This is a genomic window from Streptococcus mitis, assembly GCF_002096845.1.
In the GTDB taxonomy this organism is placed as follows: Bacteria; Bacillota; Bacilli; order Lactobacillales; family Streptococcaceae; genus Streptococcus; species Streptococcus mitis_A.
The window spans coordinates 39,264-52,560 of record NZ_NCVK01000003.1; the positions used below are offsets into that span (position 1 = coordinate 39,264).

Genomic DNA, 13,297 nt, shown 5'->3' on the forward strand with positions numbered 1-13,297 from the left:
TTTTACCTTCTTACGCGTCAGTTTTGACGATCATGTGACGAAGAATGTCAGCGTTGATTTTTGAAAGACGGTCAAACTCTTTAAGAGCTACGTCGTCGTTTGCTTCAACGTTAACGATGTGGTAAAGTCCTTCACGGAAATCTTTGATTTCGTATGCAAGACGGCGTTTTTCCCAAGTTTTTGATTCAACAACAGTTGCACCGTTGTCAGTCAAAATAGAGTCAAAACGTGCTACCAAAGCGTTTTTAGCTTCTTCTTCAATGTTTGGACGAATGATATAAAGAATTTCGTATTTAGCCATTGATATGTTCCTCCTTTTGGTCTAATGACCCCAAGACTTTGCAAGGGGTAAGTGAGGTTCGCTCACAATAAACTATTATACTAGAAAAAATTTTTTTACGCAAGTAAAAACTCTAGAATTCGAAAAAACGCCACATGGACGTTTTCCTGTTCTTATGGTTTGATACGGTGCAACATACGTGGGAACGGAATGGCTTCACGGATATGTTTTGTTCCTGCTGCGAAAGTTACCATACGCTCGATACCGATACCAAATCCACCGTGTGGAACTGTACCGTATTTACGAAGGTCAAGGTAGAATTCATACTCTGTACGATCCATGCCAAGTTCATCCATCTTAGCGACAAGGGCATCGTAGTCTTCCTCGCGCATAGAACCACCGATGATTTCTCCATAGCCTTCTGGAGCAAGCAAGTCTGCACAAAGCACGCGCTCTGGATTTCCAGGAACTGGTTTCATGTAGAAGGCCTTGATGGCTGCTGGATAGTTCATGACAAAAGTTGGCACACCAAAGTGGTTTGAAATCCACGTTTCGTGTGGTGAACCAAAGTCATCACCATGCTCAAGATGTTCGTAGTCAGCGTCTTCATCATTTTCATGCTCTTGCAAGAGGTCAATAGCTTGATCGTAGGTAATGCGTTTAAAGGGCTCTGCAATGTAGCGTTTCAAGAGTTCTGTATCACGTTCCAAGGTTTCCAAGGCTTGAGGCGCACGGTCAAGAACACCTTGTAGAAGAGCTTTTACATAAGCCTCTTGCAAGTCAAGTGACTCATCGTGTGTCAAGTATGAATACTCTGCGTCCATCATCCAGAACTCAGTCAAGTGACGACGCGTTTTTGATTTTTCAGCACGGAATACTGGACCAAAGTCAAAGACACGACCAAGAGCCATAGCACCTGCTTCTAGGTAAAGCTGACCTGATTGGCTTAAGTAAGCTGGAGTTCCGAAGTAGTCTGTTTCAAAGAGTTCTGTTGAATCTTCTGCCGCATTTCCTGAAAGAATTGGACTATCAAACTTCATGAAACCGTTCTTGTCGAAGAACTCATAAGTCGCATAGATAATAGCGTTACGGATTTGCATCACTGCTACTTGCTTACGAGAGCGTAGCCACAAGTGACGGTTGTCCATCAAGAAGTCTGTTCCGTGTTCTTTTGGTGTGATTGGGTAGTCTTGAGATTCACCAATCACTTCGATGTCTGTAATGTCCAACTCATAACCAAACTTAGAACGTTCGTCCTCTTTGACAATTCCTGTCACATAAACAGAAGTTTCTTGGCTCAAGCGTTTGATGACATCAAACTTTTCAGCTCCTACTTCTTCACCAAATTTTTCTACAAAGTTTGGTTTAAAGGCTACACCTTGGAAGAAGGCTGTTCCGTCACGCAATTGCAAGAAGGCGATTTTCCCTTTTCCTGATTTGTTGGCAACCCAAGCGCCAATCGTCACTTCCTGACCAACATAGTCTTTTACATCAATAATCGTTACACGTTTTGTCATTGTTTTTCCTTTTCTTTTTTATTCTTTATGGCAAACCACTTCTATATTGTTCCCATCTGGGTCAATCACAAAAGCAGCGTAGTAAATCGGTTGCTCACTGCGATAACCAGGAGCTCCATTGTCTCGCCCACTTGCCTCTAAGCCAGCCTCATAACAAGCTTGAACCTCTTCCTTATTTTCTGCTAAGAAAGCAAAGTGAATAGGATCTTGTGTCCCCTGAGCCAGCCAAAAATCTCCACCAGGATGAGGGCTGTTTGGGGCAAGAAAACTGATTAGAGAAGGCGTCCTAAAAGCCAATTTATAGCCCAAAGGAGCGAGAAATCTCCTATAAAATCTTTCTGAAATTTGTAAATCCTTTACCTTAATTTCAAAATGATCAATCATTCTCACTACCCATAAATGCTTTCAAGCGTTTAACTGCTTCTTTAAGCGTGTCTAGGTCTGTCGCATAGCTGAGGCGGACATTTTCTGGCGCTCCAAAACCTGCTCCTGTTACCAAGGCCACTTCAGCTTCTTCTAGGATAGCGGTTGTAAATTCTGTCACATCCGTATAGCCTTTCATCTCCATGGCTTTTTTAACATTTGGAAAGAGATAGAAAGCTCCTTGCGGTTTGACCACTTCAAATCCAGGCACCTCAGCAAGAAGGGGATAGATGGTATTGAGACGCTCCTCAAAAGCCTGACGCATGCTTTCTACCGTATCTTGCTCGCCTGATAGAGCCTCAACTGCTGCATACTGGGCTACTGCTGACGGATTCGAAGTTGTTTGACCAGCAATCTTGGACATGGCAGCGATAATTTCTGCTTCTCCGACGGCATAGCCAATCCGCCAACCAGTCATAGCATAGGTTTTAGACACACCATTGATGATCACTGTTTGCTTGCGAATCTCTTCCGATAGGCTAGAAATCGGTGTGAATTCATGGCCATTATAGACCAAGCGACCATAGATATCATCTGCTAGGATGAGAATATCCTTTTCTACAGCCCAGTTTCCGATTGCCAAGAGTTCCTCACGGGTGTAAATCATTCCTGTCGGATTGGATGGTGAATTCAGCACCAAAACCTTGGTCTTGTCTGTGCGAGCTGCTTCTAACTGCTCTACGGTCACCTTAAAGTGATTGTCTTCCTTAGCAGGAACAAAGATTGGTACCCCTTCTGCCATCTTGACCTGATCTCCATAGCTGACCCAGTAGGGGGTTGGGATGATAACCTCATCACCTGGATTGACCACAGCCATAAAGAAGGTATAGAGAGAATATTTGGCTCCAGCAGCGACTGTCACTTGATTTGGCGCTACAGAATAGCCGTAAAAGCGCTCAAAGTAGGTATTGACCGCTGCCTTAAGTTCTGGCAGACCTGAGGTTACTGTATAAAAAGAAGCACGCCCATCTTGAATCGATGCAATGGCGGCATCTTGGATATTTTTTGGAGTAGTGAAATCTGGCTCACCCAAGGTTAGAGACAAAATATCTCTGCCCTCAGCCTTCAGTGCTTTAGCACGGGCTCCAGCAGCCAAGGTTACACTTTCTTCCATTTCTAAAACACGGTTGGATAGTTTCATAGGCCCTCCTTATTGACCAATGCTCCTGTTTCAAAATCTACTAGATAAAAATCAGAGCCTGACTTAACTTCCCAGATAGGCTTGTCTTGATAACGGCCAAAGGTAATCTTGTCAATCTCGCCAGCTCCTTTTTCCTTAGAAAGAGCTTCTGCTTTTTCTTGTGAAATACCCTGATTTAGCTGATAAACGTAAATCTTATGGTCATCTTTTCCGATCAGGACAGCAAGTACTTCTTGTTTTTTATTACGACCAAGAACACTATAATAAGATTCCAAGCCATTGTATAAGTCAACTTGATCAGCCTGCTCTAATCCTGCATACTGCTGAGCTAATTTTTCTCCTTCACTTTTAGCTGTTTGATAAGGTTTCATACTCAGAAACACTAGATACAGAAAGGAAGCACTGATAACCACAAACAAAATCGTCATCCCTAGACCATACTGCCACAGTAGATTATTTTTTGCTTTGTTTTGTCTTTTTTTCACTCGTCTATTTTACCATCTATTAGGCTTTATTACAAGTGAATGCAAGAATACTCTGCGAAAATCCAATTCAAACTTTGTCAGCGTCGCCTTGCCGTACCCAAGTACTGTCTGCGGCTTGCTTCCTAGTTTGCTCTTTGATTTTCATTGAGTATAAGAAACCAATTCTATTTCTTCCTTCAAAGCAAACAGATTTTTCTTAGTTAAAACCGAGCAAGAAAAGTAAAGACACAAGCGAAATCAAGATATTAAAAAACTTGAGCTTGGCACTCAAGTTTTCGTAATTTTTTTGATTTATGGAATCATTTTATCATCCATTCTTTTAGCCATTTTTCCTAAAAAGATAGCCAGTAGAAGGCCAACCATAACTAAAAAGAATCCTAGATAAAGAAATGTTACTACAAAGCCTAAATGGTCAATCAACCAGCCTGTCAGTGGGAAGAAGACAATCATACTCAGGCTAAACATCATAGAGTAGACACTCAGCATGGTTGCCCTTACTTCACTTGGAAGGCGCTCTTGCAAATCGTTGTCAAAAATGGGCTGAAAAAGAGCATATAGAGCATTACTAATCAAATAAATCAAAATATAGATTAGAGGTGTTCCAAAATAGGACAGCAGGTAGGTAACTCCAGTCAGCAGGACGAGGACAGGGAAAAGCTTCAAGGCAGCATATTTCTTTCCAATCTTACTCGCTAGATAGACTGCGACGATATTCAAGAGACTACCAAGTAGCATAACTGCTGAAATTTGCCAACTACTTAAATCTGGTAACTGATTTTGATAGTAAAAATAAAACATGCACATGAGTGTTCCAACAATCTGAGACAAAATCATCCAGTTGAACAGCATGGGATTTCGCTCCAACTCTTCCTTAACAGTCCAAATAATCTGTTTCATGGTCACACTATCAGCTTTTTCTAGCTTGACACTGGGTTCTTTCAGCATCCAAATCAAGACAAGAACTATGATAGAAGTGGCAATCATGATATAGTAGGTCAGGTGCAATTGGCCATGGACAAAAAATCCTGCCAAAACTGTCCCCAAAGATCGAGTTCCTTCTAACACTCCTGATAGGAAGCTTGAAATGGATAGATAGCGTTCTTTTAGTCCAGCCTCTACAGCCGAGTCATAGACCATTGCTGCGCTTGTTCCTGAATCAAAATTATAAGACAAGGCACTCACCGCCATTGCTAGGGCATAAATCCAAAAATTCCCCTGCCCAGCCAACATAAGAATAGAAGACACAATTCCTGCTATTCTACTTAAATAAAGGTTGGTTTTATAGGAATAACGGTCAGCTAACATACCAGATGGAATTTCACAGAGAAGACTGGTAGTATGAAAAATACTCTCCAGAAGTCCAATCTGCCAAAGAGACATGCCGTTTTGACTGAGAAAGAGAATCCAAAAACTAGTAATCCCTAGAAATGCAAAAAACTCAACTCCGGCCATCAGGCCAATATTTTTCCGATAATTTCTTATTAACATCTTTTCTCCTTAACAAGTGTATTATTATTATTTCTTTTGTCCGTCACTTGTTAATCTTTGCCTTACATGATCTCCACCCCTTTTAGAAGCATTCTTCAATGCCATTATTGTTCCTTTAATGATTTATGAAATGATACCGGAAAATAGCTGTTCTGCGGTTTCTATTGCGAGTTTTCTTGTTTATTTTAGCACTTATGTCATCATATTACAAGAGAATATAGGAATACTCATGGAAAATCGAAGAAAAGCAGAATCCAACGGAAACAGTTCTTACTTTTTCAGTCACAAATGACTAGAGTTTCTGCAATTTTATAATATTCAAATAAACTCCGAGCAAATTTCTTGCAAGTTGCCTTATTTTGTTGTAATATATTTTATAACAACGAGAAAATTCTCGTAAATTTAAAAAAAGGAGACACATCATGTCTAAAAAAGTATTATTTATCGTCGGTTCACTACGTCAAGGTTCTTTCAACCACCAAATGGCTCTCGAAGCTGAGAAAGTACTTGCTGGTAAAGCAGAAGTTAGCTACCTTGATTACTCAGCCCTTCCCCTCTTTAGCCAAGATTTGGAAGTTCCAACACATCCAGCTGTGGCTGCAGCTCGTGAAGCGGTTCTCGCTGCTGATGCCATCTGGATCTTCTCTCCAGTCTATAACTCCTCTATCCCTGGAACAGTGAAAAACTTGCTTGACTGGCTATCTCGTGCCCTTGACTTGTCTGATACACGTGGAGCTTCTGCCCTTCAAGACAAGTTAGTTACAGTATCATCTGTAGCCAATACAGGTCACGATAAACTCTTTGCTATCTACAAAGACCTCTTGCCATTTATCCGTACACAAGTCGTTGGCGACTTCACTGCTGCACGTGTTAACAACTCTGCTTGGGCAGACGGAAAATTGGTTCTTGAAGAAACAGTCCTAAATTCACTTGAAAAACAAGCTCAAGACTTGGTTAATGCTATCAAGTAACTAAAGTAACTAACATAATAAAAGCGAACAAGACTACTTTTCTGACACTCAGAAGGCTAGCTTGTTCGCTTTTTTCTCATTTATAAACTAATACTCAATGAAAATCAAAGAGCAAACTAGGAAGCTAGCCGTAGGCTGTACTTGAGTACGGCAAGGCGAAGCTGACGTAGTTTGAATTTGATTTTCGAAGAGTATAAAATAGCTGATGATACATATTGTCCAATACAAAATATATTTTCATACTTCCTTAACAAAAATCAATTCCTGTAGCTGGGACAGGTCCTCTCGGTAGTTAAATCCTGCAAATCTTAAGCGACGTGCTTCCTCCACAGTTTGTACTTGATTTTCTATTAAAGCTGTTAGAAAGGCCCCGCGCGCTTTCTTGGAGATAGTTGAGTGGATTTTCAACTGACCGCCCTTATCCTCCATAAATTTGAAGGTCACCATTTTTTCTCTAATTTCCTTAGAAAATACAGTCTCAAACTCGGATGACAAGAGGGAGAAAATCACTTCTTCCGTCTTCACAGCCTCATCATAGGCTGACTTCCAATGGCTTTTCAAAGTCTTACCTGCGACTTTTAATTTCATTAAAAAGTCCAAACGGTGAGGGGATATGGGTGACAAGGCTGGAACGACACCGTACAAAGCCGAGGTGATAAAGACATGATTTTCAAGATAGGCTTGTTCTGCCTCAGTCAGTTTGTCTCTCTTAATGTGACGATACATGAGACCATCAAAGAGTTTCAAGGCTGGGTAGTGTTGAGCAGTTTGACTTTTCAAAGCTTGGATATGTTGAAATTCTTCCGCCGCCTTCTCGGCTGAGATCTTATAAAAAGTTTCCAAATCACTAGCAGAATAGAGAGCCAAGGCATCAAGCACAGGCTGACTTTCTGGTTTTAAAGGAGTTGCTGCGATACTCGGCAAGTCTGTGTTCATTTCTTTTGCTGTTGGGATTAAAATTTTCATATTGATAGTGTAGCATATTTTTTGGCCACAACCAAGAAATTCATCTGAAAAACCTCGGTTTGACCGAGGCTTCTCTATTTATTTTGGCCATCCTAACCAGACAGCTACGAGAACAAGTGCTAGGCCAGCTAAACTTGTTAAGATAGATAAGAATTTATCTTTTTTCTCCTTGAACTGAGAAAAACCTATCTTCAAAGCGAGCAGTCCGAGTAGCATTGAAGCAACCATCACATAAAAACCCATTTGTTTGTCCTCCATTAGTCTTAATTCACCTTATTATAATATATATTTCTTAAATAAACCTTTTTTACTGTACCTTAAAGGTCTTGAGATAATTGTCTTTTCCTACTTGACCTTCAAAGTTTTTACCATTTTCTAGGTAAGGAAGTTCATCAGATACAGAAGCCTTGACCTTGTATATCTTGCCATCAACTTTAAAGAAGTAGACGGTATCTCCCTTGATAACAGCTGATTTGAGGTCTGCTACCACACCCTTGATACTTTCTTTGGTTTCATTGTCAATTTCAAGGTCGTTTTTATTAGCATACTTGCTGAGCAATTCTTCCACTGTAGTAGCTACGATAACATTTTGGTACTCGACTGCGTCTACCAGGGCGTACTCTTTGACCAATCCAGCATTGTCCTTCAAGCCCATGATGTACAAAGGCTTGTCATTGAGGTTGATGAGGATTGGGAAGGTTGCCTTGTATGATTTCTCTTGGACAGCACCTTCGGCTGATTCACGGGCCGATTCTTCAGTCGCTGAAGCCAAGCTGTACTTGGTGATTTCTCCTGTTCGCATATTTTCAAGTATGAAACCAAGATTACTTTCATCTGCATTGGTCGATGTCACACCTGTGTAAAGATAGATGTCATTGCCGATAGATAAGTAATTATAGCCCTTGGTAGTCTGGGTCACGTTTTTCTTGGAAATCATGGCATTCCAGAAACCGTCCTTGTACTTGCCGTTGTAGTTGATTTGCTCGATGGTTTCCTCAGCTGGATAGACCCTGTCCACCCATTCTGGAACATCTGCCAAGCTGTATTCCTTGGTTTCTCCATTTGTGGCATCCAAGATAATGACTGAAACAGGACGAGGAACCGCCAGTCCAAATTGCTTTTTGTAAACCGTTGCTACATAGAAAGGATTACCCTCATCGTCCACCTCGAAAGATGGAGTTTTGAAGATCTTGGTTGGGTACTTCAAGCGCAGGTGACGCTTGACATCGCGGTTAAAATACTCCGAGTCCGAATACTTGATTGGTGTCTTCAAGTCCACCAAGTCCGCATTCCCGGTTACCATGTCCACCTTGATATACTCGCCGATTCCCTTGGCCTGATTGTTAAACCATTTGATAGGATCTGCGTATTCTAGTGGCGTAACTCGATAAGGTTTCCCATCAATCGTCAATTGGGTATAGGTATCTGCCGCTACATACTGCGATACCTTGTCCGTTAGGGAACCCAAGTAGCGGTCGCCAATTTTTTCAGCAGTACTTCTATCTAAGATTGGAACCTTACTGGTGTCAGTCTTAGGAAATTCAGTGAAGTCTTTTTCCGTAACCGTGACTACATTGGCATAATTTTTAGCCTGAAAAATGCTGGAAGTCACTAAGGAAACCAAGGCTGCTAAGAGAAGAATTCCTCCAATAGAAGCTAAAAGGATTTTCCCTAACCGATTGATTTTGAAACCCTCTAGATTTAAGGCAGCTTCCGCCTTGCCGTGGCGCACATGAACCGTTTTGACAAGGTTTATCCCCTTGCCAAAGCCAAATAAGATTGCCACAAGCAGCAAATGCCCACAGAGGAAAAAGAGAAATTCCCAGCTGGTCAGGTTAAGAGGCGGTAAAAAGATATACCAGGTCGTTGCGATAAAAATAAGTTCAAAGACTATTCGTTTCATTTGCTTTCCTCCTAAATGATTCGTCCTTCCAAGTGATCCAGTTCATGCTGGCAAATCTGGGCTGGGAATCCTGTCAAAGTAATGGTCTGTTCCTGCCACTTACTGTCACGATAAGCAACGGTTATGGTTTCATAACGCTTAGTAGGTCTCATACCTACAAAGGACAAACAGCCTTCCTCTGTCTCATAAGTTCCTTCAAAGGACAGGAGCACTGGGTTAAACATGACCACAGGAACCAAGCCAAGATTGAAGATAATCACGCGCTTCTGCACCCCAATCATATTGGCAGCCAGACCGACACAGGTCTCACGATTTGCTAAGAGCGTATCTTGTAAATCTCTGGCAAGATACAGATCTTCCTGACTTGCCGGCTGAGACACCTGAGATAAAAATAAGATATCCTTCACAATTTTCTTTTCCACTTCCTCACACTCCTCTTGATGTTTACTATATTATAGCAATTATAGCACAAAAGCCGATAACTGCAAGCCCTTTCCCTCAACTGTAGCAAAAAGCCATCCGAAGATGACTTTTTTGCTATTTAATTTCTTTATAAGTTACTTCCATACCACGCTTAACAGCTGGACGATTGGCAATTTTTGCTGCCCAGTTTACTAAATTCTGGTAACTTGAGGCATCTAAGAATTTTGCAGAACCTTGATAAAGATTTCCTTGAACTAACTGTCCATACCAAGACCAGATAGCAATATCTGCAATCGTATAGTCATTGCCTGCAATATAAGGTTTCTGAGCCAATTCCTTATCCAACAAATCCAACTGGCGTTTCACTTCCATCGTAAAACGATTAATTGGATATTCCAATTTTTCAGGGGCATAATTAAAGAAATGTCCAAATCCCCCACCTAGAAAAGGTGCAGCACCTGCTTGCCAGAATAGCCAATTCAAAACTTCTACCTTTTCCACAGGATTGCTTGGTAAAAAGGCTCCAAATTTCTCAGCAAGGTAAAGAAGAATATGAGCAGACTCAAAGACTCTTACTTCTTCAGTCCCAGACTAATCCAACAAGGCTGGAATCTTGGAATTTGGATTGAGCTTTACGAAGTCTGAACCGAATTGATCCCCATCCATGATAGCAATCTTATACAAGTCGTAAGCCGCTTGCTCAAAACCAGCTTCTAGTAATTCTTCCAATAAGATAGTGACCTTCACACCATTTGGTGTTCCCAGTGAATAAAGCTGAAAAGGTTGCTCTCCTTTTGGTAAGTCTTGTTCGAAACGTGCACCTGCTGTAGGTCTGTTTAATCCCGTAAAGGCTCCTTGATTACTAGCTTCATCCTGCCATACGGTCGGTAATTGATAAGCTGACATCAGAAACCTCCCTTAAATCGCATTCTTGTCAAAGCCGAGTTTGCGTTGGATAAATTTAACGATTTCGACGATGATAATCATTGAGAAGCTTCCGCCCATAACGATTCCCCACTGTGACAAGTCTAGTTTGGTTACATGGAAGATTCCTTCAAGTGGTTCTACAACGATTGTTGCCATGAGAAGGATGAAGGATACCAAGATAGACCAGTTGAAGGTCTTAGACTTGAATGGACCAACTGTCAAGATGGACTGGTAAACAGACTTGACATTGTAAGCATGGAAGAGCTGAATCAAACCAAGGGTTGCAAAGGCCATAGTAAGAGCATCTGCATGAATGGCATGATTGTCACCAACATGAACTGGGTAAGCAATCGCAAGGCCATAAACACTCATAACAATAGCTGCTTGGAGTACACCTTGATAGATGATAGAACTAAAAACACCACCTGAGAAGAAGCTTGCCTTGCGTCCACGTGGTTTATGGTTCATGACACCAGGCTCAGCAGGTTCAACACCTAGAGCGATAGCTGGGAAGGTATCCGTTACCAAGTTGATCCACAAGAGATGAACTGGTTGTAAGACGTCCCAACCAAACAAGGTTGATAGGAAGATGGTTAATACTTCAGCAGTATTGGCAGAAAGTAGGTACTGAATAGTCTTTTGAATGTTTGAGAAGACCTTACGTCCTTCTTCAACTGCAACGATGATAGTCGCAAAGTTATCATCTGCAAGAATCATGTCAGATGCACCCTTAGAAACCTCTGTACCAGTGATTCCCATACCGATACCGATATCTGCTGTTTTCAGAGCTGGCGCATCATTGACACCGTCACCTGTCATAGCAACGACTTTACCTTGTTTTTGCCAAGCCTTGACGATACGAACCTTGTGTTCTGGAGACACACGGGCATAAACAGAGTATTGACCAACTACTTTTTCAAATTCTTCATCAGAAAGTTCGTTGAGTTCGGCACCAGTTAAAACGTGTCCTTCTGTATCATTTGCATCAATGATTCCCAAACGTTTAGCAATAGCTTCTGCGGTGTCTTGGTGGTCACCTGTAATCATGATTGGACGGATTCCAGCTTCCTTAGCCACACGAACAGCCTCAGCAGCTTCAGGACGTTCAGGGTCAATCATCCCAATCAAACCAGTAAAGATTAAATCATTTTCAAGCTCTTCAGAAGTGAGGTTTTCTGGAATGCTGTCGATAATCTTATAAGCACCTGCAAGGACACGCAAGGCTTGGTGGGCCATTTCAGAGTTGTTTGTATGAATGAGGTTTGTAACCTTCTCATCAATCGGAGCAATATCCCCAGCCTTATCACGAAGAACACAACGTTTCAAAAGTTGGTCTGGCGCACCTTTAACCGCCACAAGGAATTTACCATCTGGCAATGGGTGAACCGTTGACATGAGCTTACGGTCAGAGTCAAATGGCAACTCAGCTACACGAGGATATTTGTCTAAAAATCCTTTAACATCGTAGCCCTTGTCCAAGGCGTACTGGATGAAGGCTGTTTCTGTTGGATCACCAATTAGGTTTCCTTCCACATCGATTTTCGTGTCATTGGCCAAGACAACTGAACGAAGTAGGGGCATTTCAAGACCCAGTTCAATGTCATCAGCTGAGTCATGTAGGACTGCATCGTAGAAGACTTTTTCGACGGTCATCTTGTTCATGGTCAGCGTACCAGTCTTATCAGAAGCGATGATTTCAGTTGAACCAAGTGTTTCTACTGCTGGCAATTTACGAACGATAGAGTTACGTTTGGCCAAAACTTGAGTACCAAGGGCAAGAACGATGGTTACGATAGCAGGAAGCCCTTCTGGAATGGCTGCAACGGCAAGCGCAACAGAGGTCATCAACTCACCAAGTGGGTTTTTTCCTTGAATGAAGACTCCAACTACAAAAGTAACAAGGGCAATGACCAAGATAGCATAGGTCAAGACCTTAGAAAGGTTGTTCAAGTTTTGTTTAAGTGGTGTATCAGTCTCATCCGCATCTTGAAGCATACCTGCGATATGACCAACTTCAGTGTACATCCCTGTATTGACAACAACACCCATCCCACGACCATAGGTCACGTTAGAGTTTTGGAAGGCCATATTGACACGGTCACCAATACCTGCATCTGCAGCAAGCTCGACTGTCAAGTCTTTTTCTACTGGAACAGACTCACCTGTAAGAGCTGCTTCTTCGATTTTAAGAGAGTTGGCTTCTAGCAAACGTAGGTCTGCAGGTACTACATCACCAGCTTCGAGAGCGACGATATCACCTGGTACCAATTCTTTAGAGTCAATCTCCGCCATATGCCCATCACGAAGAACGCGGGCAGCTGGACTAGACATGGATTTGAGGGCTTCGATAGCTTCTTCTGCTTTTCCTTCTTGGTAAACACCAAAGGCAGCATTGATGATAACCACGGCTAGGATGATAATGGCATCTGCGATATCTTCCCCACCAGAAGTCACGACTGATAAGATAGCGGCCGCAACTAGTATGATAATCATCAAATCCTTAAATTGCTCGATGAACTTGACCAGTATTGATCGTTTCTCGCCTTCTTCGAGTTCATTGTGGCCAAATTCGGCAAGGCGCTTTTCCGCCTCACTTGATGACAAACCTTGCTCGGTCGCATCCACAGCCTTCAAGACCTCTTCAGGACTCTGAGTGTAAAACGCTTGGCGTTTTTGTTCTTTTGACATGTGTCTCCTCCTTGACATTGTGTGCAAAACAGGCCCTCTATTTCTCATCGTATCTTTTCACGACAAACAAAAAGAGACCTGTTAA

At 42.0% G+C, this 13,297-nt stretch carries 12 protein-coding genes and 1 pseudogene; 1 reads left to right on the top strand and 12 read right to left on the bottom strand.

The window, feature by feature from the left end; translation table 11 throughout:
- Positions 1 to 10 precede the first annotated feature (10 nt).
- From rpsF to B7695_RS00925, 6 genes are all read right to left on the bottom strand, one after another.
- Positions 11 to 301: a 30S ribosomal protein S6 gene (gene rpsF, locus B7695_RS00905; protein WP_084889347.1), complete on the bottom strand. Its 291-nt coding sequence runs from the start codon at positions 299 to 301 to the stop codon at positions 11 to 13.
- 152 nt (positions 302 to 453) lie between these two features.
- A complete protein-coding gene (gene asnS / locus B7695_RS00910; protein WP_142358837.1) occupies positions 454 to 1,797 on the bottom strand; it encodes an asparagine--tRNA ligase in 1,344 nt (447 codons plus the stop codon).
- An 18-nt stretch (positions 1,798 to 1,815) separates the two neighbouring features.
- A complete protein-coding gene (locus B7695_RS10630; protein WP_142358838.1) occupies positions 1,816 to 2,181 on the bottom strand; it encodes a VOC family protein in 366 nt (121 codons plus the stop codon).
- Positions 2,174 to 3,361, bottom strand: a complete 1,188-nt coding sequence (locus B7695_RS00915; RefSeq protein WP_084889348.1) for a pyridoxal phosphate-dependent aminotransferase — start codon at positions 3,359 to 3,361, stop codon at positions 2,174 to 2,176. The genes B7695_RS10630 and B7695_RS00915 overlap by 8 nt, the downstream gene beginning before the upstream one ends.
- Positions 3,358 to 3,846 carry a cell wall elongation regulator TseB-like domain-containing protein gene (locus B7695_RS00920; protein ID WP_192855700.1) on the bottom strand — a complete coding sequence of 163 codons (489 nt, stop codon included), beginning with the start codon at positions 3,844 to 3,846 and terminating at the stop codon, positions 3,358 to 3,360. The genes B7695_RS00915 and B7695_RS00920 overlap by 4 nt, the downstream gene beginning before the upstream one ends.
- A 291-nt stretch (positions 3,847 to 4,137) precedes the next feature.
- Complete coding sequence (locus tag B7695_RS00925) at positions 4,138 to 5,334, bottom strand: MFS transporter (RefSeq protein WP_084889349.1); 1,197 nt, start codon at positions 5,332 to 5,334, stop codon at positions 4,138 to 4,140.
- A gap of 422 nt (positions 5,335 to 5,756) precedes the next feature.
- Here B7695_RS00925 and B7695_RS00930 point away from each other — a divergent pair, with 422 nt between their 5' ends.
- Complete coding sequence (locus tag B7695_RS00930; protein WP_084889350.1) at positions 5,757 to 6,305, top strand: NADPH-dependent FMN reductase; 549 nt, start codon at positions 5,757 to 5,759, stop codon at positions 6,303 to 6,305.
- A 237-nt stretch (positions 6,306 to 6,542) separates the two neighbouring features.
- On the opposite strand, the gene yaaA is transcribed toward B7695_RS00930, so the two are convergent.
- From yaaA to B7695_RS00960, 6 genes and pseudogenes are all read right to left on the bottom strand, one after another.
- Positions 6,543 to 7,271 (bottom strand): peroxide stress protein YaaA, encoded by a 729-nt coding sequence (yaaA, locus tag B7695_RS00935; RefSeq protein WP_084889351.1) that lies wholly within the window; start codon positions 7,269 to 7,271, stop codon positions 6,543 to 6,545.
- Positions 7,272 to 7,349: 78 nt separating this feature from the next.
- Positions 7,350 to 7,514 (bottom strand): YczI family protein, encoded by a 165-nt coding sequence (locus tag B7695_RS00940; protein ID WP_000508327.1) that lies wholly within the window; start codon positions 7,512 to 7,514, stop codon positions 7,350 to 7,352.
- 64 nt (positions 7,515 to 7,578) lie between these two features.
- On the bottom strand, positions 7,579 to 9,174 hold the full coding sequence (locus B7695_RS00945; RefSeq protein ID WP_084889352.1) for a hypothetical protein: 1,596 nt from the start codon (positions 9,172 to 9,174) through the stop codon (positions 7,579 to 7,581).
- 11 nt (positions 9,175 to 9,185) lie between these two features.
- Positions 9,186 to 9,596: a peptide deformylase gene (locus tag B7695_RS00950; RefSeq protein WP_084889353.1), complete on the bottom strand. Its 411-nt coding sequence runs from the start codon at positions 9,594 to 9,596 to the stop codon at positions 9,186 to 9,188.
- Between the two features lie 115 nt (positions 9,597 to 9,711).
- A pseudogene (gene yghU / locus B7695_RS00955) lies at positions 9,712 to 10,503 on the bottom strand (glutathione-dependent disulfide-bond oxidoreductase).
- 12 nt (positions 10,504 to 10,515) lie between these two features.
- Positions 10,516 to 13,212 carry a cation-translocating P-type ATPase gene (locus B7695_RS00960; protein ID WP_084889354.1) on the bottom strand — a complete coding sequence of 899 codons (2,697 nt, stop codon included), beginning with the start codon at positions 13,210 to 13,212 and terminating at the stop codon, positions 10,516 to 10,518.
- Between the last annotated feature and the right edge of the window lie 85 nt (positions 13,213 to 13,297).

Excerpts from the sequence above, each read along its gene's own strand:
- B7695_RS00930 (WP_084889350.1), top strand. The coding sequence starts at position 5,757 with ATGTCTAAAAAAGTATTATTTATCGTCGGTTCACTACGTCAAGGTTCT.
- rpsF (WP_084889347.1), bottom strand. The coding sequence starts at position 301 with ATGGCTAAATACGAAATTCTTTATATCATTCGTCCAAACATTGAAGAA.
- B7695_RS00925 (WP_084889349.1), bottom strand. The coding sequence starts at position 5,334 with ATGTTAATAAGAAATTATCGGAAAAATATTGGCCTGATGGCCGGAGTT.
- B7695_RS10630 (WP_142358838.1), bottom strand. The coding sequence starts at position 2,181 with ATGATTGATCATTTTGAAATTAAGGTAAAGGATTTACAAATTTCAGAA.
- asnS (WP_142358837.1), bottom strand. The coding sequence starts at position 1,797 with ATGACAAAACGTGTAACGATTATTGATGTAAAAGACTATGTTGGTCAG.
- B7695_RS00940 (WP_000508327.1), bottom strand. The coding sequence starts at position 7,514 with ATGGGTTTTTATGTGATGGTTGCTTCAATGCTACTCGGACTGCTCGCT.
- B7695_RS00945 (WP_084889352.1), bottom strand. The coding sequence starts at position 9,174 with ATGAAACGAATAGTCTTTGAACTTATTTTTATCGCAACGACCTGGTAT.
- B7695_RS00960 (WP_084889354.1), bottom strand. The coding sequence starts at position 13,212 with ATGTCAAAAGAACAAAAACGCCAAGCGTTTTACACTCAGAGTCCTGAA.
- B7695_RS00915 (WP_084889348.1), bottom strand. The coding sequence starts at position 3,361 with ATGAAACTATCCAACCGTGTTTTAGAAATGGAAGAAAGTGTAACCTTG.
- yaaA (WP_084889351.1), bottom strand. The coding sequence starts at position 7,271 with ATGAAAATTTTAATCCCAACAGCAAAAGAAATGAACACAGACTTGCCG.